The organism is Acetomicrobium sp. UBA5826, assembly GCF_002433005.1.
GTDB lineage: Bacteria > Synergistota > Synergistia > Synergistales > Acetomicrobiaceae > Acetomicrobium.
This window is the reverse complement of sequence record NZ_DJHF01000010.1, coordinates 51,513-71,140: the sequence shown is the minus strand read 5'-3', so window position 1 is coordinate 71,140 and position 19,628 is coordinate 51,513. Positions and strand designations below refer to the sequence as shown.

Annotated in this window: 17 protein-coding genes and 1 tRNA gene; 17 read left to right on the top strand and 1 reads right to left on the bottom strand. The window is 45.8% G+C overall.

The genetic code is table 11. The features are described 5' to 3' along the window. Positions 1-2: 2 nt before the first annotated feature. The gene (locus tag B3N34_RS02635) at positions 3-419 is read right to left on the bottom strand and encodes a Fur family transcriptional regulator (protein WP_286974709.1); all 417 of its coding nucleotides are present in this window, start codon (positions 417-419) and stop codon (positions 3-5) included. A 157-nt stretch (positions 420-576) separates the two neighbouring features. Between B3N34_RS02635 and B3N34_RS02630 the strand changes: the two genes are divergently transcribed. From B3N34_RS02630 to B3N34_RS02550, 17 genes are all read left to right on the top strand, one after another. Continuing rightward, positions 577-652: transfer RNA gene (locus B3N34_RS02630), tRNA-Gln, on the top strand. A 67-nt stretch (positions 653-719) separates the two neighbouring features. Beyond that, positions 720-2,087 (top strand): bifunctional UDP-N-acetylglucosamine diphosphorylase/glucosamine-1-phosphate N-acetyltransferase GlmU, encoded by a 1,368-nt coding sequence (gene glmU / locus B3N34_RS02625; protein WP_286974708.1) that lies wholly within the window; start codon positions 720-722, stop codon positions 2,085-2,087. 39 nt (positions 2,088-2,126) lie between these two features. After that, positions 2,127-3,095, top strand: coding sequence for a ribose-phosphate diphosphokinase (locus tag B3N34_RS02620; protein ID WP_286974707.1), 969 nt, complete (start codon positions 2,127-2,129; stop codon positions 3,093-3,095). Positions 3,096-3,217: 122 nt separating this feature from the next. After that, on the top strand, positions 3,218-3,874 hold the full coding sequence (locus tag B3N34_RS02615) for a 50S ribosomal protein L25 (RefSeq protein ID WP_286974706.1): 657 nt from the start codon (positions 3,218-3,220) through the stop codon (positions 3,872-3,874). Between the two features lie 7 nt (positions 3,875-3,881). After that, positions 3,882-4,460, top strand: a complete 579-nt coding sequence (gene pth, locus B3N34_RS02610) for an aminoacyl-tRNA hydrolase (protein ID WP_286974705.1) — start codon at positions 3,882-3,884, stop codon at positions 4,458-4,460. A 6-nt stretch (positions 4,461-4,466) separates the two neighbouring features. Continuing rightward, entirely contained in the window at positions 4,467-7,616 is a 3,150-nt protein-coding gene (gene mfd / locus B3N34_RS02605; protein WP_286974704.1) for a transcription-repair coupling factor, read from the top strand. Beyond that, positions 7,595-8,428 carry a nucleoside triphosphate pyrophosphohydrolase gene (gene mazG, locus B3N34_RS02600; protein ID WP_286974701.1) on the top strand — a complete coding sequence of 278 codons (834 nt, stop codon included), beginning with the start codon at positions 7,595-7,597 and terminating at the stop codon, positions 8,426-8,428. Before mfd ends, mazG begins: the two co-directional genes overlap by 22 nt. Next, positions 8,421-9,884: a pyruvate carboxylase subunit B gene (locus tag B3N34_RS02595; RefSeq protein ID WP_286974699.1), complete on the top strand. Its 1,464-nt coding sequence runs from the start codon at positions 8,421-8,423 to the stop codon at positions 9,882-9,884. Before mazG ends, B3N34_RS02595 begins: the two co-directional genes overlap by 8 nt. Positions 9,885-9,922: 38 nt before the next feature. Next, complete coding sequence (locus B3N34_RS02590) at positions 9,923-10,165, top strand: NifU family protein (RefSeq protein WP_286974698.1); 243 nt, start codon at positions 9,923-9,925, stop codon at positions 10,163-10,165. Positions 10,166-10,194: 29 nt separating this feature from the next. Continuing rightward, complete coding sequence (locus B3N34_RS02585; protein ID WP_286974753.1) at positions 10,195-11,220, top strand: PhoH family protein; 1,026 nt, start codon at positions 10,195-10,197, stop codon at positions 11,218-11,220. Then, positions 11,174-13,207: an HD family phosphohydrolase gene (locus tag B3N34_RS02580; protein ID WP_286974694.1), complete on the top strand. Its 2,034-nt coding sequence runs from the start codon at positions 11,174-11,176 to the stop codon at positions 13,205-13,207. Before B3N34_RS02585 ends, B3N34_RS02580 begins: the two co-directional genes overlap by 47 nt. A gap of 16 nt (positions 13,208-13,223) precedes the next feature. Beyond that, the gene (gene ybeY / locus B3N34_RS02575) at positions 13,224-13,724 is read left to right on the top strand and encodes an rRNA maturation RNase YbeY (protein WP_286974691.1); all 501 of its coding nucleotides are present in this window, start codon (positions 13,224-13,226) and stop codon (positions 13,722-13,724) included. Position 13,725: 1 nt separating this feature from the next. Next, positions 13,726-15,033, top strand: coding sequence for a hemolysin family protein (locus B3N34_RS02570; RefSeq protein WP_286974690.1), 1,308 nt, complete (start codon positions 13,726-13,728; stop codon positions 15,031-15,033). Between the two features lie 34 nt (positions 15,034-15,067). Next, entirely contained in the window at positions 15,068-15,772 is a 705-nt protein-coding gene (recO, locus tag B3N34_RS02565) for a DNA repair protein RecO (RefSeq protein ID WP_286974750.1), read from the top strand. A gap of 49 nt (positions 15,773-15,821) precedes the next feature. Continuing rightward, the gene (gene glyQ / locus B3N34_RS02560; RefSeq protein ID WP_286974688.1) at positions 15,822-16,709 is read left to right on the top strand and encodes a glycine--tRNA ligase subunit alpha; all 888 of its coding nucleotides are present in this window, start codon (positions 15,822-15,824) and stop codon (positions 16,707-16,709) included. A gap of 20 nt (positions 16,710-16,729) precedes the next feature. After that, entirely contained in the window at positions 16,730-18,805 is a 2,076-nt protein-coding gene (gene glyS, locus B3N34_RS02555) for a glycine--tRNA ligase subunit beta (RefSeq protein WP_286974686.1), read from the top strand. 16 nt (positions 18,806-18,821) lie between these two features. Further along, on the top strand, positions 18,822-19,622 hold the full coding sequence (locus B3N34_RS02550; RefSeq protein ID WP_286974685.1) for a pyruvate, water dikinase regulatory protein: 801 nt from the start codon (positions 18,822-18,824) through the stop codon (positions 19,620-19,622). The last annotated feature ends 6 nt before the right edge of the window (positions 19,623-19,628 follow it).

The following is a 19,628-nucleotide window of genomic DNA, read 5'->3' as shown; positions in this document are numbered from 1 at the left end:
GATTACCTGTTATCGCATTCTGGACATAATCCATATAGATAGACCTGTAAGCTTTGGGTTCTGTATTTGCTCAAATTTTTAAGTCTTTCCACTTCCTCCTGATTCATCTCGATGTCTTCGAGTCGGCCGCATTTTTGGCAGAAGAAGTGAGCGTGAGCCGCCCACGTTGGGTCGAAATGGGTTTTTTTCTCGTCGACGGTAAGTGTTTGCAGGTAGCCCATTTCTTCCAAGAGCTGCACGGTACTGTATATGGTAGCAAAAGATATGGTCGGATAATCTTTTTTAAGTTCTTTGTAAAGCTGTTCTGCCGTTGGATGATCCTCACGCCCGCACAACCTTTCCACGATTGCCTTTCTCTGACCGGTCAATTTATACCCCTTTGATTTTAACTTATCCAAAATTTCATCGACATTCCACATGTTTTGATACCCCTCCAATCTGTAATTTAATTTATAACTATTTAAAGGTAAATTTTCAAGAGGGACCGTTCAAATAGTTTAAAAAATAGGATTTCCTTTGCCCGATTGATCTGGACAAGGAGGCAACGTTTCATGTATAATTCATTTTGCTTTACGATGGGGTGTAGCCAAGCCGGCAAGGCAGCGGACTTTGGATCCGCCATTCGCAGGTTCGAATCCTGCCACCCCAGCCATAAATATGGTATATAAATGGGGGGAGAAGGACTCCCCCCACTTTGTTGCATTGGGAGGCCGGAAGATATGAATTTTACATGGGGAGCTTTAATTCTTGCCGCAGGCAAGGGCACAAGAATGAAAAGCGTTACCGCGAAAGTGATGCAACCCATTTTAAACGAGCCCATGCTTTTATATCCTCTAAATGCTTTAAAGGGGTGTCAGCAAGTTGCTACTGCAGTAGTAGTAGGATATGGAAAAGACGAAGTAATAGCTTATCTCAAAAGAGATTGGCCCCATGTCGCTACGATCGAGCAAAAGCAGCAAAAAGGTACAGGAGATGCGGTTAAGGTCAGTTCTTCTTTCTGGGAAAATTACGACTATTTATTGGTCCTGCCTGGCGATGTTCCCCTTATTACCAGTGATACCATCGACTTGTTGATGAGACGGCATGTGGAGAAAGGTTCGGCGTTGAGCTTTATCAGTTTTCAGGCGTCCAATGCGGTTGGATACGGTAGGGTCGTCAGAGTCGGCGGCGTTGTTCGAATCGTCGAAGAAAAGGATGCCACCGAAGAAGAATTGAAGATCTCTGAGGTCAACAGCGGCGTCTATGCCTTTTCAACAGATGCCCTTAAACGTCATATTAAAAGTTTGGAATGTAAAAATGCACAGGGAGAGTACTATTTAACTGATCTGGTGGAAATCTTTCAGAGTGCTGGGGAACGTGTTGAGGTGGTGCTCGGAGAGAGAGAAGAAGAGTTTTTGGGAGTCAACGATCCCTTTCAATTGGCACGAACAACCGCTTTGCTAAGGGAATTGATACTTGCTCGGTGGATGGAAAGTGGTGTCAAATGCGTTGATCCCTCAACTGTTTGGATTGGTCCTAACGTAATATTTGAAGGAGAAGCTTTTATTTCTCCAAATGTCCAGATATATGGCAGGACCGTCGTTGGAGATCGTTGCAACATAGGCAGTTTCTCGATAATAAGGGATTGCAGGCTTGAAAGTCAGGTTCACATAAACTCCCACGTGATAATTGAAAATTCTTCGATCGGACATGAAGCCGTCGTAGGTCCCTTTGCCTATTTAAGGGACGGAGCGGAGTTAATGGCACAAGCCTTTGCAGGGAAATTCGTCGAAATAAAGAAGTCGAAAATAGGGGCGAGGAGCAAAGTTCCTCATTTATCGTACATAGGAGATGCTATTATTGGAGAGGACACCAACATCGGTGCCGGCACTATAACATGTAATTACGACGGAATTAGAAAACATCCGACGAAAATAGGCGATCGCTGTTTCGTCGGCAGTGATACGATGTTGGTCGCACCAGTCGAGCTCGATGACGATGTCACTACAGGAGCCGGTTCCGTAATTACCGATAATGTCCCCAAAGGAGCCTTAGCCTTGGCAAGAGCGCGGCAGCGGAACATATTGGGGTGGAAACGGAAAAAATAAGGCATCAACTACTAATAATAAAGGTGGGGGTCGGTCTTTATGGTCTTTAAGGATAGGGAGCTCAAAATTTTTGCGGGGCAATCTCATCCGGAATTTGCCAGGAAGGTGTGCGAAAACCTCCATATATCTTTGGCGGCTTCCAAGATTTATAGGTTTTCCGACGGCGAAATAGGCATATCTATAGAGGAAAGCGTTCGAGGCGCCGATGTGTATGTTATACAATCGACATGCTACCCCTCGAACGAAAACTTGATGGAGTTGTTGATATTTTTGGATGCCTTGAGAAGGGCATCTGCTTATCAGATCAACGTAGTGGTTCCTTACTTTGGTTATGCAAGACAAGATAGAAAGACACGAGGCAGGGAGCCGATCACAGCAAAGTTGATAGCGAATTTGCTGGAGAAAGCCGGAGCCGACAGGGTAGTATCGGCAGATCTTCATGCCGGACAAATTCAGGGCTTTTTCGACATTCCCGTAGATCATCTCACGGCCGTTCCGTTGCTGGCGTCCTATTTCCAAGAGAAGCTGAAGGATGGAATAGAGGCGGGGAAAGTGGTTGTCGTATCTCCCGACATAGGCGGAGTGGTAAGAGCGCGGCGTTTCACAGAGCCCTTGCATACTGATCTTGCCATTGTTGACAAGAGGAGATCCTATGACATAGCTAATCATTGTGAAGTAATGGAGATAATAGGACACGTCGACGGCAAAGTGGCCATCTTGGTGGACGATATGATAGACACCGGCGGCACTATTGTAAAAGCAGCCGAGGCATTGATGAAAAGGGGGGCAAAAAAGGTCTATGCGGCTGCAACCCATGCCGTTTTGTCCGGCCCGGCCATAGAGAGGCTCAAGGATTCGCCAATAGAAGAAGTGGTTTTAACCGATACTATCCCGTTGTCCAAAGAAAAGACATTGGATAAAATCACTGTGTTGTCCATTGCTCCACTTTTTGCTGAAGCTATAAGTAGGATACATTCAAATGATTCGGTGAGCATACTCTTTCGATAGGCTATAATGTTTTAAAATACGGGAAATATTGGTAATCGTTGCGTTTCGTTTTACATAGGGTTGCTTTCGCTTAGGGCATTTAACATCATAATTTTAGTTCTGTTTCGAGGGAGGAATTCGATATGGCGGTTGAAAACATTGATATAAGGTTGGAATATAGGGAAAATCTGGGAAAGAACAAATCAAAACAGTTACGAAATGAAGGGTATTTGCCTGCAGTCTTTTATGGTCCGGATTATAAAGAAGCAGTTCCGGTCAAGGTGTCCGTCGATGAGATTTTGCCACACATACAATCTTCCCATTGGAAGACCTTGATGTTTAACGTAATTTTCCCCGACGGCAAGAAAGAGATGGCGATGATAAGGGACTACCAAAGGGATCCTATAAGCAGGCAGGTCCTTCACATCGACTTCTATCAACTTGTAAAAGGACACAGAGTATTGGTAGCTGTTCCCATAGTCCTTATAAACAAGGAATCCTGTCTGGGCGTCAAGAAGGGTGGAGTTTTGATTCAATCTCTTCACGAATTAGAGATGGAAGTTCTTCCTACGGAAATGCCCGATGAGATACATGTAGACATAGCTGGACTCGATATAGGAGACAGCCTTCGAATATCCGATATCAACTTGCCGGAAAGCGCTTTAGTATCGGTCGATCTTGACGACACTGTCGTTCAAATCGTTGAAGCAGTCGAAGAAGAAGTAGAAGCAGCTGAGGAAGTTGAAAGGGAAGTCGAAGTAATAGGCAAAAGGTCCACCGCAGAAGAAGAGGAGGAATAATTTTAGAGTGGGCGTACGACTCTGCGTCGGCCTTGGCAATCCTGGAGCAAAATATGGCATGACAAGGCACAACGTTGGATGGCTGGCCGTGGATGCCTTGTTGGAAAAATTAAATAAATTTGCCAGCTTCGAGTATCGGTGTAATGGCATGATGTGGGGACCCTTCGAGGTAGAGGGAGAAAGGGTCTACCTGTTAAAGCCGCTCACCTTTATGAACCTAAGTGGCCGTTCTGTAGTTCAGGCCAAAAGAGAGTTAAATATAGATAATAATAATATATTGATAGTTTATGATGATATATATTTGCCCTTTGGCAAATTAAGGCTGCGCGCCAAGGGCAGTGCAGGCGGTCATAATGGAATGGCTTCCGTTATAGGCGCGCTTGGTACATTGGAAATACCTAGGCTTAGAATAGGGACGGGGGGAGAGGAACCCATAGAGGATTTAATCGGTTTCGTCTTATCTCCCTTTGACGAAGAGGAAATGAAGGCTTTGCCCGATGTGCTAGAGAGAGCAGCAAAGGCAATTTTGGCCTGGGTTACAATGGATATAGAACATGCCATATCCTACGTAAACAGCAGCCTATAGGACGTGATGCATGAATTGCAGATATACATTGAAAAGGTTTGGGATGTCGACCTCGAAAATTGGATAAGGGGAGACACCCTTTGTCTCCAAACGAAGGGAGCCGCAAGGCCCTGGGTTTTGAGAGATTGTAAATTTAAAAGCATAGCTATATTCCCCGACAATTCGCAGGCGCTGGACTTTTATTTCGACTGGAAGGCATTGTTCGGAGAAAGGGAAATAGTCTATTTGCCGGAGTTGCCCTTGACGGCAGATCAGGTGGGGCAATCCGCATTGTGGGTTAGCAGAGGAGAGCTTTATAGAAAGTGGCGTCATGGCGAGGGCAATAAGCTTTTAATATCGACACCTGGGGCCCTTATGACGCCCCTTTCTTTTGCCGACGACAGCTTCAACATAGCTGTTGGAGAAGCCATCGGCAGAGATAATCTCTCCAGATGGCTTCAAAACAGCGGCTATGAACAGGTCGATCTGGTGTGGGCGCCTGGCCATTTTGCCCTTAGAGGAAATTTATTGGACCTCTTTGACCCGCTTTACAGATATCCCATCAGGGTGGAATTCTTTGACGACGAAGTGGAGAGCATCAGAGCTTTTGACGGCGAGACTCAAAAAAGCATCGCCCATCATGATGAGATAGAAATTCATAGAATTTACGGCAGCAAATTGTCCTTTCCTTTCGAGACGATCCCTGAGGGTTGCCGCGTAATACTTTTCGACCCAAAGGAGCTCGAGTCGCAGGGAGACATATATAGTTGGCTTTGGGATAAGTTATGCGACGATAATAAGTCTTTGCCTTCCATACAGAGCTGGAGAGAGATTTATAAAATCCTCGGAAGGTTGCCCAAGATAAGAATCGATTCATCGCCGGAAGGTGCAGCATATAGGTTCGATATATTGAACGAGCCTTATTTTAAAGGAAAATTAGAAGAGGCCAATGCTTATCTGCTCAAGTGGAAAGAAGAGGGTTACAGAGTTAGCCTCTACGCTGATATGGAACATCTGGCCGATTGGGCGCGGAGTCGGGATATCGAATTCATACCTAGGCCCATTAGCAGTGGTTTTCTGGATATAAAGGGCAAAATGGTCGCACTGTCCCAATCTTCGATTATGGGGATCGACAGGTCAAATGTTTTGGATTTCTCCTATCGCCCTCCGTCGGATTGGGAGGAAACTTTAGAGGTCGGCCAGTACGTGGTACACGAGGATTACGGGATAGCCATTTTCAAAGGAGTTACCTCTACGGATACAGGAGAAGGCGAAAGGGAATATCTGATTTTAGAGTACGGCGATAAAAAAAGACTATTGGTGCCGATATATCAGCTGTACAAAATTGCCCCTTACGAAGGAATATACGGAGTTGAACCTCAGCTTGATCGTCTTGACAGGAAGTCGTGGAAAAAGAACCTCCAAAAAGCGAAAGAAAAGGCTCAAAAGGTTGCAGCGGATCTGTTATCGCTCTATGCATTGAGGGAATTGAAAAAGGGATTTCCCTTTCCCAAAGACGGAGATATGTCGCGTCATTTTGAAAAGACCTTCCCCTATAAAGAGACCTCTGACCAGTTGAAGGCGATTGAAGAGATCAAGAGGGATATGGAAAAGCCGGTTCCCATGGACAGAGTCCTGGTGGGAGATGTCGGTTTCGGCAAGACGGAAGTGGCATTACGCGCTGCAATAAAGGCCGTAGAGGGAGGAAAACAGGTTGCGGTATTGGTTCCCACTACTCTTCTTGCAGAACAACATTACGAAAATTTCATTGCCAGAATAGGTGACATGCCGATCAGGGTGGAACAGCTTTCGCGCTTCGAAGGGCAGGCAAAACAGCGCCTTATATTGGAGGATACGAAAAAGGGACTTGTGGATATACTGATAGGTACCCATCGATTATTGCAGAGGGATGTTCAATTTAAAGATTTGGGTCTGGTCATTATAGACGAGGAGCACCGGTTTGGGGTGAAACAAAAGGAACTTTTAAAAAAGATGAGAGCCGAGGTAGATGTGCTTTCCATATCGGCTACGCCGATACCCAGAACAGTTTATATGGCACTGTCCGGGATTAGGGATATATCTCTTCTGAACACCCCTCCCAAGGAAAGACAGCCCGTTATAACTGTAGTCGGGCCGTGGAGGGATAGCCTTGTGAGAGAAGCCATCGTAAGAGAGATATCTCGAGGCGGTCAAGTATTTTTTGTATATGATCGAATTAAAGGGATAGAGAAAAGGGCGCAGAGCTTAAAGAAGCTCGTTCCCGAGGCAAAAGTAGGAATTATTCATGGCCAGCTCCCCAAAAACGTTCTCGAAAGGACGATGATTAAATTTTTAAGGGGAGACATCAACGTCCTCGTCTGCACCACTATTGTCGAAAGCGGCCTCGATATAGCTAGGGCTAACACTCTTATTGTGGATAATGCGCACATGTTTGGGCTTTCTCAACTTCATCAGCTACGCGGAAGGGTAGGCAGAAGGAGCAGACAAGCTTTTGCATATATGTTGTATCCTAGTGATAAAGTGTTAACACAAGAGGCGATGCAGAGACTTGAGGCCATTTCGGAATGCAATCAGTTGGGCGGAGGATATATGTTGGCCTTGAGGGATCTGGAAATTAGAGGCGGAGGTAACCTCTTGGGCATAGAACAACATGGGCACGTTGAAAAAGTTGGTTTCCAACTCTACTATAAACTGATCGAAGATGCTATGAAGAATTTGAAGGGAGAAGGAACCGAGGCTCTTTCTATGGATATAAAGATTCCCATAGGCATTCCAGAGCACTACATTCCCCAGGCAAGCTTGAGATTAGCTTTGTACAGAAGGTTGCTCAGGGATTTGAATTTTGAAGATATTGAGGAAATTAATCGGGAAATTGTCGATAGATTCGGATCTTTTCCTGAAGAAATTGAGTTGCTGTTGAATATAACAAGACTGAGAGCGGGATTGCCCGGTCTTATGGTTCGTGAGATTGCGGCGGATGCGAAGGAGATATATTTGAAGGGCGCAAGAGAGGGTCTTTCCGCACTGGTCGGAGGAAGGCCGGGTTGGATAATCACCGACTCTGTTGCCAAGGGCCCCGGTGGGCCAAGGGGAATAAAGGAATTGGTCCGATATATGATGGATGCCTTGAAACGAGGCGAGGGGGCGGTTGAAGAATGGGACCGAAGCGCCATATAAGCGGAAGTTTCGAGGAGCTTGTCGAGATTATGAAAAAATTGCGGGCGCCGGGAGGTTGTCCTTGGGATAAAAAGCAGACTCTTGAGACGTTGAAGGAGTACGTCATCGAAGAAAGCTACGAATTGATCGATGCCATCGACTCTAGAGACGTAAAAAACATCTGCGAGGAATGCGGCGATCTTCTCCTGCAGATTGTTTTCATCGCTCAGATAGCTGCTGAAAACGACTGGTTCGACGTTCATGCAATAATAGAATCGCTCTGCGACAAATTAAAACGAAGACACCCTCATGTATTCGGAGATCTCAAGGTTCGAGATAGCGAAGAGGTGAGACGGAATTGGGATATGATAAAATTGCAGGAGCGGGAGTCAAAAAAAGAGGAGCCCTCTCGACTTACGGGTATTCCCAGATCAATGCCAGCGCTTCTAAGAGCTTATGCCATCCAAGAGCGAGCTGCGAAGGTGGGTTTTGACTGGGAGAAGGGTAATTTGGATCCCATTTGGGCTAAAATAGACGAAGAGATTTGTGAGCTTCGAAAAGCTTTAGATGAGGGCGATGCGGGAGAGGTGAAGGAAGAGATTGGAGATTTACTCTTTGCCGTGGTTAATTTATCAAGACACATTGGAGTGAATCCCGAAGAGGCCCTTCAAGTGGCAAATGAAAAGTTTTCCGCCAGGTTTAGGTTTATCGAGGAATCTGTGGAGGGAAAGGGAGGAAGTTTTGATGAATATTCGCTGGACGAACTGGAAACGCTTTGGCAATCTGCGAAAAAAGCACAAAGGACCAAGGGGAGGCCAATTTTAGATGGATAATAGTGATGTTAACCTGAGCGGCATTGACATATTTGGGGAGTCCATAAAGGGACAAAAGGGCGAAAAAAAGAAGGTATTAGTTACCGAGACCGTTTTAAGGGATGCCCATCAGTCATTAATGGCAACCAGGATGCGGACGGAAGATATGCTGTCCGTGGCTGCCAAGATGGATGAGATTGGATATTACTCCTTCGAAATGTGGGGAGGGGCCACTTTTGATGCGGCCATGCGTTTCTTGAACGAAGACCCCTGGGAGCGCTTGAGGGCGCTCAGACGGGTAGTTAAAAAAACTAAACTTCAAATGTTGTTGCGTGGCCAAAATATAGTGGGATATAAACACTATCCTGACGATGTGGTGCGAGAATTTGTGAAGAGGGCTGTCGGTAATGGGCTGGATATCATAAGAGTTTTCGATGCCTTGAATGACCTTAGAAACATGGAAGTTGCAGCAGATCAGGTGAAGAAAGAGGGCGCTCATTTGCAGCTTTCTATTTGCTATACTATTTCGCCGGTCCATACATTGGAGTCCTTTGCACAGCTTGCAAAAGAAATGAAAGCGATGGGTGCGGATTCCATATGTATAAAGGACATGGCCGGGCTGTTGTCGCCAGTTGCTGCTTATCGCCTGGTGAAAGCCATAAAAGAAAAGTGCGATCTGCCTGTACAAGTCCATACTCATTACACCAGCGGAATGGGATCCATGGCGTATCTTGCTGCGATTTTGGCAGGGGCTGACGTAGTCGATTGTGCTATTTCGCCTTTTTCCATGGGCACAAGCCAGCCTCCGACCGAATCCCTTGTGGCTTCTTTGAAGGATTCCATCTACGATACCGGAATAGAACTTCAGGATCTCGTGCCTATAGCCAATCACTTCAAAGAGGTAAGAAAGAAAAACGAAGACTTAATCGTAGGCTTGACCGGAGTGGACATCAATGTCCTGATCTACCAAATTCCCGGGGGTATGTATTCGAACCTGGTAAGCCAGCTTAAGGAACAGAATGCTTTGGATAAACTCGATTCAGTTCTGAAGGAAGTTCCAAAGGTTCGTCGGGAAATGGGATATCCTCCTCTGGTTACCCCTACAAGCCAGATCGTCGGAACTCAAGCCACGCTGAACGTGTTGGTAGGAAAAAGGTGGCATATGGTTCCAAATGAAGTTAAAATGTACTTCCTGGGCTACTATGGCAAGCCCCCTGCACCGGTTGACCCTGAAGTGGCGAAGAAGGTCATTGGCGAAGAAAAGCCCATAACATGCAGACCTGGCGAGATTTTGCCGCCCGGTTTGGAGGAAGCCCGCAAGGCCGTAGAACCATGGATACTGCAACCGGAAGACGTTTTGAGTTATGCCTTATTTCCAAACGTGGCCAAGGATTTTCTGATTAGAAAATTCGCCAGGACCTTAAAAAGGGATGTAGGGTTTGAGGAAGTTGTCGAAGGAGTAGCCTACCCTGTATAGGGTTATATTTGATGCGTAAGAAGGAGGAAATATCGATCATGACTCAAGTGCAAAAGAACATAACAGATGTTTTAGAGAAAGATATTAGACCGGCTCTGGTGTCTCACGGAGGGGACATAGAATTCGTAGGCTACAATGAAACCGAAAAGAAGGTCATGGTACGGCTCACGGGGGCTTGTGGAGGATGCCCCTTTGCCAGAGAGACTTTGAGATTTCAGGTTGAGAACGTCTTGAAAGATCGCCTTCCGGACATCGTGGCGTCCGTAGAAAGCGTTCAATAAGATATGGGGAGGGAATTCAATCATCGTTGATGAGTTCTTTGAGTTCTAAAGATGAGGCTATCAATCGTGAAGGATCCAGGCCCGAAATCCTCGTGGTGGCAGACGAAAGGGTTCTAGAGAAAATTTTGGGCCAAAGGGACGAGAACATCAGGGCCGTGGAAGAGAGGTTTCCTGTTCGCATAACGGTGAGGGGAGACGAAATTCAAGTTCACGGTCCGGATATCGAAGTCGTCAAGCAGGTCGTAAAGTTCCTCGAACAGCTGGTGGAGGTCGCCGAAAAGGGTTACAGGCTTACTCCTGCTGAGGTCAAGTATGGAATGAATGTCATGACCCAAGGAGGTAAGATCGACCTCCTTTCCATTTACGAGGAGATAATATATTTAACTTCGCGAGGAAAACCAGTGAGACCCCGCACAGCTGGGCAAAAAAAATACATAGAAGCGATCAAGCGTAACGATGTAGTTTTCGTTATAGGTCCCGCTGGTACTGGCAAAACATATCTTGCGGTAGCTATGGCGGTAGCTGCCCTTAAAGCCTCTGCCATAAGCAGGATAGTCTTGGTGCGGCCTGTGGTGGAAGCGGGAGAAAGGCTGGGTTTCTTGCCGGGAGACGTAAAAGAAAAGGTCGAGCCCTATTTGCGTCCGCTTTACGATGCCTTTTTCGACTTGCTCTCTCCAGAGCGATTTATGAAATATCTGGAAAAAAATGTGATAGAATTGGCACCATTGGCGTACATGCGCGGTAGAACTCTAAATGACAGCTTTATAATTTTGGATGAAGCGCAAAATACTACACCGGAGCAGATGAAAATGTTTCTCACGAGAATGGGCTTTGGCTCGAAGGTCGTAGTAACTGGAGATATAACGCAAATCGACTTACCTCCCGGGAAAGAGTCGGGTCTCAAAGTGGTGCAAAATGTCTTGGAGAAAGTTGCCGGGATAGAGTTCGTTTGGCTTACAAATTACGATGTCGTACGTCACGATATGGTGCAAAGGATAGTTGAGGCATATGAAGTTTACGAGAAGAAAAGGGGGAACAATCAACAGTTATCCTAAAAAGGTAGCTGTTGCGCTAACTCGAGATTCGTTACGTTTAGAATGGTTTTTACGCCTAATCGTAATTACTATTGCGGGGATATTGCTCTTTTGGGGATGGAAGCTGGATGTGGCCAGCAAGGGCTTCAAGGTAGGCTCTCCATCCGCAAGGGATTATTATGTCCTATCTGATGTCGTTTATGTGGACGAAGCTGTCACCGAGCAGTTAAGGGAAGGCCAGGCTTCAAGGGTTCTTGGGGTAGTCGTCCATGACGTCTCTCTGCTTCCCATTGTAAAGACCGTACTTGAAGAGATAAACAAGTCCTCTACATGGCTTTATTTTCCGAAGGGGCTGGCAGATATATTGAACACTATGCCTGCTCAGAAACGAGAGGGGATCTTGGGCATTACCCGCGATCTGGGGCTTCGTCTCATCGTCTTTAATGGCGATATCATTGACGGTAATGATCTCAAGCTAGATCTTTGGAGGTATTTATCGGATACCGATTTATCCATAGCAGATCAGAACATAGTCTATCAAATACTTAGCTATCTCCTTGATCTGGCGGTGAAAGTAGACGCAGAGGCGACTTCTCTGGTTCGGGAGTTTTATCGGTCAGGCATCGATCCGATAGAGAGGTTGCTTCAACCCGGAGCGTTGTTAGTCAGAAAAGGAGATGTCATAACTCCAGAAATTGCCGAGATCCTAAAATCTCAAGGGTATTTGGAGGAGCGTTTTCCCTGGATGCAGCTTCTTCTGTCGCTTTTTATCGTCTTTCTTTGGACTTTCTTGCACAGGTATACGGACCTTCGGGAATGGAGGGAGACCTCGGCCAGAAAGATGACTTATTTCGTCTCCCTGCTGCTTTTCGCTTGGATATTGCAGTTTGGTATGGCAAGAGTAAATCACTTTTGCAGCGGGCTTGGCATTTTGCCTATTGTGGGGTTAAGCTACATGACAATGCCCTTTATAAGTGCGATGTATCTGGGTTTAAGCGGTGGATTACTGGGCGTAATGGTGAGTTCCTCTAACAGTTTTACTTACTTATATGCCATGTTACCCGTAGTGCTGATCACCGTGTTAGCCCATGCCTTGTTCAAAGATAAGCCGACAACGCGGGGAAAGGCCCTTTTAAGGATTCTCATGGTTGGCCTTGGAGCCATGGCCTTATGGTTTGTGTTCATGGGAGTCTTCTACAATGTCCCCACGGCTAAAGAAACCTTGATTATACTGATAGCGATTTTTCTTTTGAGCGGAGCCTTCCTATTGTTGTTGCCCCTTTTCGAAGGCATATTTGATGTCGTATCTCCCATTAGGTTGATGGAATTGACCCATCCCAGCAACCCCTTGCTCAAAAGGTTGCAAATTGAGGCTCCGGGTACGTATCATCATGTCATGACGGTGAGTACATTGGCCGAAGCTGCAGCAGAGAGGATAGGGGCAAACGCTCTCTTGGTCAGAGGGGGGGCATACTATCACGATATAGGGAAGCTTAAAAGACCTCAGTACTTCATAGAAAATCAAATAGAGGGAGAAAATGTCCACGACACATTGTCTCCCTCTATTTCTGCCTTGGTTATACTCTCTCATGTTCAAGATGGGGTTAATCTGGCCAAGGAGTATGGGTTGCCCAGCGCAATGATAGACTTTATCACCGAACATCACGGTACGACCTGTTTGTCCTATTTTTATAATAGGGCAAAGGAGAGAGAGGAATATGTTGAAAGAGATCAGTACTGTTATCCAGGCCCCAAACCACGCTCGAAGGAAACTGCCTTGCTTATGCTGGCAGACTCGACTGAAGCGGCAGTCCGTGCTTTGGGTTCCTCGGTTCTGAACGTTCCTGCTTTGAACGATGCTATACGACAGGTAATAGAGGTCAAAAAAAAGGAAGGGCAGCTTGACGAGGTGAACTTGACGATGAGAGATCTTAACGACATACAGCAGGCTTTTGTCAAGACGTTGATGTCAATGTATCATACTAGACAAATTAAAGAAAGAAAATAGTGAAGGAGGGGCAGGGTTGAACATCAATTTAGACGTCAACGATGAAGAATTGCGCGACTTTGAAATTACCGATAAAATGCTAGAAGAATTCAAAGGACTATCTGATAAGGTTGTAAGCCGAGAACTGAGGACCTCACGCCTTGACCCTCATGTATCAATTGAGATATCTTTGACTCTTCTTGGGCCGGAAAGAATGCAGGAATTGAACAAAAGGCATCGAGGTATAGACGAACCGACGGATGTCCTGTCCTTTCCTTTGTGGGAAGAAGAGGGAACCTTTTGCATGCCGGAAGAAATTGCAGGCGAGGTGTCCTTGGGGGATATCGTAATATGTCCCCATGTAGTTGCGGAAAATGCCCGTGTTTTGGGGAAAAACCCCGAGGAAGAACTTAAGTTGATCTATGTGCACGGGTTGCTACATCTGTTGGGGTATGATCATGCTACGCCGGAAGAAGAGGCTATAATGTGGAAAAAACAAGAGGAATATTTAATAACAAATAGGGAGGGCGATATTTAAGGTGGATACCGACCTGCCTAGTAGTATCTATTTGTTGGTCTTTTGTTTAGTGCTGTCGGCAATTTTTTCGGCTTCGGAGACGTCGATTACCGCGACAGGCAGAGGTAAGCTGCTTGCCATAAGGGAAAAGAGGCCTGCCGGAAGAGCCAAGGCAATATCTTGGTTAATCGAAGATATTCATCGCGCTCTAACGGTTACGCTGATAGGCAACAATTTGGTGAATATTGCGGCTAGTGCTGTTGCCACCTCGGTTGCCGTATATTTTTTCGGCGATAAGGGCTTGCCCATCGCTATTCTTCTAATGACCTTTATTATTCTGATATTCGGCGAAATATTGCCAAAGACTCTAGCCATTACCCATGCGGAAAAGGCTGTCGTTTTTTTCCTGCCCTTTTTGAGGTTTGTTTGGTTGATACTTTCCCCCTTAGTCTGGCTCGTAACACTTATAATGAAAATTCTTGGGAAGATGATTCATCTCGATCTCTCTTTGCAACGAGCGTTCATAACCAGAGAAGACATTGAAGAAATGCTCAAGATAGGCGAGGAATCGGGGGCTATTGAGGACGATGAAAGGAGAATGATAAAGGGCATCATCTCCTTTGAGGATACGAGGGCATATCAAGTCATGGTCCCCAGGATGGACATGGTTGCCATACCCGATATGACTACGGTAGGAGGGTCTATCGAGACCTTTCGCCAGTACGGACATTCCAGAGTTCCCGTATACGAAGGAGATATCGATCATATAAAGGGCATACTGTATGTAAAGGATATCATCATGCCCTTATATAACGGAAACTATGACGATGCCGTGATCAATTATATTAGAGAAGCCCTCTTCGTTCCCGAGAGTATCAAGATTAGCGATCTCTTCGACATCATGAGGAGCAGGAGAGTTCATATGGCCATACTGGTTGACGAGTACGGCGGCACTGCCGGGCTGATAACCATGGAGGACTTGTTGGAAGAAATTGTAGGTGAGATACAGGACGAATATGATACCGAGGTTCCTCTCATTTATAAAGAATCCGAGGGCGTATATGTTGTGGATGGATTGGTGAATTTGGAGGATCTGAGCGAATATCTGGACTACCCCTTCGAGTGCGAAGACGCCGATAGCGTGGCCGGATTTGTGTTAAGTCACTTCGGAAGGTTTCCTGTCCCAAGGGAGTCCTTTATTTACGGAGAATGGAACATCGAGGTTATGGAGGTCGACCAACATAGGGTTAAAAGGCTCAGGTTCAGTAAAGTTCATATCCCCTCCAAGGAGTCGGAGAAGGATGAAAACCCAGAAGATAGAGAAGCTTAAATTTTATCGAGTGAGCATAATTTAATTGGCAATCATGAGACAGGGTTTCTATAAGTTGACGGGGGTCGTCCTGAAAAGATATGAGACGAACGAAGGGGACATTAGGTTATACAACCTTTTTAGAGATTTTGGTCCCCAGTGGATCTTAGCTCCAGGAGCTGCTCGGGGTAGGAGACGTTTTGGCGGAGCTACAGAACCTTTGATTTGGGGTCATTTCGGTTGTTACAAAAGCCCTAAACAGCTTTATTTGCGGGACATAGAGGTCAAGGAAGATCATTGGAAGATCAGGTCAAATCCCGACAAGCTGGAGAAGGCCATGATTTGGGCCAATCTTCTGACAAAGTACTTGCTGCCACTACAACCTTGCAATGAAGTAATGGCTATTTTTTACGATTCTCTCTGTCTCTTGGAAGGGAATATTGACGGGAGTATGATAGAATGGCGCTTCCTTTACAGATGGATGAAAAAATGGGGATTGGCACCGGAGCTCATCAGGTGCGCTTCTTGTGGGAAAGAAGTCACGACCGCCTATTGGGACGGAGATGTCGTTTTCTGTGAGGAATGTCGCTCTAATAAGGACGAGTTGATCATTCCCAAAGAGGAGTTGCGTGAAATAGTTTTTGCCTTCGCCCTTCCTCGCGAAAGTCTGGTCAGATGGATTCAACAGGTAAAGCCAAGGGCCAATTACGTGGTTTATAATAGAAAGCTCAGGGATATATTGAGGTTGAGTTTGGCATAAGGTTATCCTTAGAACTTTCAATTTTTAATAGGGATGGGAGGAATCTGATGTGAACCTCCAAGAGGTCATCTTTAGATTGGAGCGATTTTGGGCTTCACAAGGTTGCGTTATTCAGCAACCCTACGATATTGAAGTTGGGGCCGGCACGATGAACCCCGCAACTACTTTGAGAGTTTTGGGTCCCGAGCCTTGGAGGGTTGCCTACGTGGAACCCTGCAGAAGGCCTACTGATGGTCGTTATGGCGAAAACCCCAACAGGTTGCAGCACTATTACCAGTATCAAGTAATAATTCAACCTGCCCCTGAAGACATACAGGAGATATATCTCCAGAGCTTGGAGGCGCTTGGTATCGACCCCGCGGAACACGATATTAGATTTGTCGAGGATGACTGGGAATCCCCCACCATTGGAGCATGGGGATTGGGTTGGGAAGTTTGGCTTGATGGTATGGAGATCACGCAATTTACATATTTTCAGCAAGTTGGCGGAATAGATATGGACATCGTTCCAGCTGAGATCACTTACGGAATTGAGCGTATAGCCATGTTTGTTCAAAAAGTCGACAGCTTGTTCGATTTACGCTGGGTTGATGAAATTACCTATGGAGACATACATCATAGAGGGGAAGTCGAGCATTCAATATACAACTTCGACGAAGCCGATGTAGATATGCTTTTTAAGTTGTTCAATATGTATGAAGCCGAAGCGAAACGTCTAATAGAAAAAGGATTGGTACTTCCGGCTTACGACTACGTTTTAAAATGCTCTCATACATTTAATCTGTTGGATGCAAGAAACGCAATAAGCATCACTCAGAGGACCGGCTTTATCAGTAGAGTAAGGGCTATCGCTTCTTTATGTTGCCAGGGGTATCTCGAACAACGTAAAGCTGCAGGTTATCCGCTTGTGAAGAAGTTTGCGCGCGTTAATTCTTAATTTGTCGGGAGGATCGGGAGATGAATGCGAGAAATTTACTCTTTGAGATTGGCACAGAAGAAATTCCGGCCCGATTTATGCCCTGGGCACTAGAGGAGATCAAGAAGATAGCTTACGATGAGTTTCAAAAGGAACGTTTGAGCTATGATGTTATGGAAAGCTTCGGAACTCCGCGGAGGATTGCTTTACTCTTAAGAGGACTTGCGGAGAAGCAGGAAGACCTGATCGAAGAAATCAAAGGTCCTCTGTGGAGTCAAGCCTTTGATGATTACAACAACCCCACAAGGGCAGCTATAGGTTTTGCCAAAAGCAGAGGGGTACCCGTTGAATCTCTAAAAAGGCAAGAGATTAACGGCCAGTTTTATGCTTTTGCAGTTATAAGACAGGAAGGCAGGGAAACCCTTTCGATCTTACCTTCGCTACTTGAAAGATTGGTCAGGAGGTTGGTATTTCCCAAAAACATGTATTGGATTGATCCGGGGTTCAAATTTGTAAGGCCCATCCGCTGGCTTTTGTGTCTTTACGGAGAAGAGGCAGTTCCTGTTAAGTTGGGCAATTTAGTCGGCAAAAATTTAAGCCGTGGTCACAGGTTTTTAGGCTCGAGCAACGTCGAGATAAACTCTGCCGACGAGTATCTTGAGAAGCTTTACGATAATTACGTAATCGTAGATCATGCTAAGAGGAAGGAGAAGATCCTCTCCGGGATAAGGGCCATAGAAAGGGAAAACCATGTCAAAGCTATGCTCCCTCCAGATTTGGTAGATGAGAACGTATTCCTCGTTGAGTATCCCTTCCCCTTTATGGGAACATTTGAAGAAAGATTTTTATCGCTTCCCGAGGAAGTCCTTATTACTGTTATGATTCATCACCAAAAATATTTTCCTCTAAGAGACGACTCGGGGAAATTGCAACCCGCCTTCATCGGAGTGAGCAATAATATGGCTACCGACATGGACGTTGTAAAGGAAGGAAACGAAAGGGTTCTCCGGGCAAGGCTTTCCGATGCTGTCTTTTTCTATAACGAGGACCTGAAAAAGCCGTTAGCAGCAAGGGTTAACGAACTGCAAAACATAGTTTACCATGAATCTCTTGGTACATTGTTGGATAAGGTCGTTAGGGTTAAGGATATAGCGCTTCATTTATGCAAGGAGTTAGACTGTGGTAAGGAAGTGGCCGATTTGGTGGAGAGAGCTGCTTTCCTTTCTAAGGCGGATTTGGTGACAAATATGGTCTATGAATTCCCCGAACTTAGGGGTGTGATCGGCAGGGAGTATGCCAAAGCAAACGGTGAACACGAAAGAGTGGCCAGTGCCCTGCACGAACAATACCTCCCTGCCTTCGTGGGAGATGCCTTACCAAAGGATGTAATTGGTGCGATCGTCGGCATAGCCGACAGGATCGACAACATTGTATCTTGCGGCAAAATGGACTTGCTTCCAACAGGATCTCAAGATCCATATGCCTTGAGAAGGACCGCTAGGTGTTTAAACGAATTGATAATTGGCCTAGAAATGGACGTAGACTTAGGAAGCCTTGTCGAGAAAACTTCCGTTATACTGAAATGCGAGGAGAACATTGGGCAAAAGGTTATGGATTTTTTAAAGCAAAGGCTATATGTGCAGTTGAGAGAAAAAGGTTTTTCCCACGACGTGGCAACGCTTTCCCTTGCCGTAATAGGGCAGAGACCCTTGCAGGCCTTGAAGCTTGCCGAAAAGCTGGAATCGGTAAGAAATGAGGAGTGGTTCCAACGTCTGGCTACCGCTGCTGTTAGGGTAAGAAATATTTTGGCAAAGGCCTCCGGTCTTGACACCGGCAAGGGCAAGATTGATGAAAGTTATTTTCAAAGCGAGGTCGAGAAGGAGTTATATCATAAAATCAGCGTTATAACTCCGGTTTTGCGGGATGCTTTGAAAAGCTTTGACTGGGATAGGATCATTAGCTCGCTTTTGGAATTAGAACCTATTATATCGAGGTTTTTCGAGGAAGTGCTGGTGATGGCCGATGACCCCTTTATCAAAATGAACAGGCTTTCTTTGCTTGCGGAATGCGACGCTTTATTCCGCTTGATCGGCGATCTCGGGACTATAAGAGAATAAATCGGGTGAGACTAATATGAGTGTAAAAATTTTCATAGTGTCTGATTTTACCGGCGAGACGGCTGAGCATGTGGCTAAGGCAGCAACGAGTCAGTTCAATGGCAAGGATAGCGAGATGGTGCGTTTTAGATATGTGAACAATCAGGATCGCCTTATGGAAATAATAAGGAGGGCTCAAGGGGAGAATGCCCTGATCATAGCCACATTAGTCGATCATCAGTTGCGAAATATGCTGGCAAAGGAGGCGAAAATCCACAATATAGATTTTATAGACGTCCTTGGTCCCATTCTTGGGACGTTGGAAAAGAAGATAGGGTCACCACCAAGGGAAACTCCCGGTCTAATGAGGAGGATGGACGAAGAATATTTCAGAAGAGTGAAGGCCATCGAGTTTGCAATTAAATGCGACGATGGCAAAAGCCCCGAGCTTCTAAAGGATGCAGATATAGTCCTTGTCGGGGTTTCAAGAAGCGGGAAAACGCCCTTAGCAATGTATTTGGCCCATAAGGGCTTAATGGTTGCCAACATGCCCTTGGTTCCCGAAAGCCCTCCCCCCGGCGAGCTCTACGAGGTTGAAGGGGAGAAAATAATAGGGTTGACCATCGATCCTGCAAAGTTAAGGAGAATTAGAGTAGAGAGGTTGAAAGTTCTTGGGTTGGATCCCGGCGTGTCTATGTACGCCAGACAGGAACGAATAGAAGAAGAGCTCGGTTACGCAAAGAAAATAATGGAAGAGCTAAAGGCGAAGATCTTCGATGTAACCAACAAGGCTGTCGAGGAAACAGCTCAAGAAATTATGGATTATCTAAATCTATGAGGTGGT

Excerpts from the sequence above, each read along its gene's own strand:
- B3N34_RS02635 (WP_286974709.1), bottom strand. The coding sequence starts at position 419 with ATGTGGAATGTCGATGAAATTTTGGATAAGTTAAAATCAAAGGGGTAT.
- glmU (WP_286974708.1), top strand. The coding sequence starts at position 720 with ATGAATTTTACATGGGGAGCTTTAATTCTTGCCGCAGGCAAGGGCACA.
- B3N34_RS02620 (WP_286974707.1), top strand. The coding sequence starts at position 2,127 with ATGGTCTTTAAGGATAGGGAGCTCAAAATTTTTGCGGGGCAATCTCAT.
- B3N34_RS02615 (WP_286974706.1), top strand. The coding sequence starts at position 3,218 with ATGGCGGTTGAAAACATTGATATAAGGTTGGAATATAGGGAAAATCTG.
- mfd (WP_286974704.1), top strand. The coding sequence starts at position 4,467 with ATGCATGAATTGCAGATATACATTGAAAAGGTTTGGGATGTCGACCTC.
- mazG (WP_286974701.1), top strand. The coding sequence starts at position 7,595 with ATGGGACCGAAGCGCCATATAAGCGGAAGTTTCGAGGAGCTTGTCGAG.
- B3N34_RS02595 (WP_286974699.1), top strand. The coding sequence starts at position 8,421 with ATGGATAATAGTGATGTTAACCTGAGCGGCATTGACATATTTGGGGAG.
- B3N34_RS02590 (WP_286974698.1), top strand. The coding sequence starts at position 9,923 with ATGACTCAAGTGCAAAAGAACATAACAGATGTTTTAGAGAAAGATATT.
- B3N34_RS02585 (WP_286974753.1), top strand. The coding sequence starts at position 10,195 with ATGAGTTCTTTGAGTTCTAAAGATGAGGCTATCAATCGTGAAGGATCC.
- B3N34_RS02580 (WP_286974694.1), top strand. The coding sequence starts at position 11,174 with ATGAAGTTTACGAGAAGAAAAGGGGGAACAATCAACAGTTATCCTAAA.
- recO (WP_286974750.1), top strand. The coding sequence starts at position 15,068 with ATGAGACAGGGTTTCTATAAGTTGACGGGGGTCGTCCTGAAAAGATAT.
- glyS (WP_286974686.1), top strand. The coding sequence starts at position 16,730 with ATGAATGCGAGAAATTTACTCTTTGAGATTGGCACAGAAGAAATTCCG.
- B3N34_RS02550 (WP_286974685.1), top strand. The coding sequence starts at position 18,822 with ATGAGTGTAAAAATTTTCATAGTGTCTGATTTTACCGGCGAGACGGCT.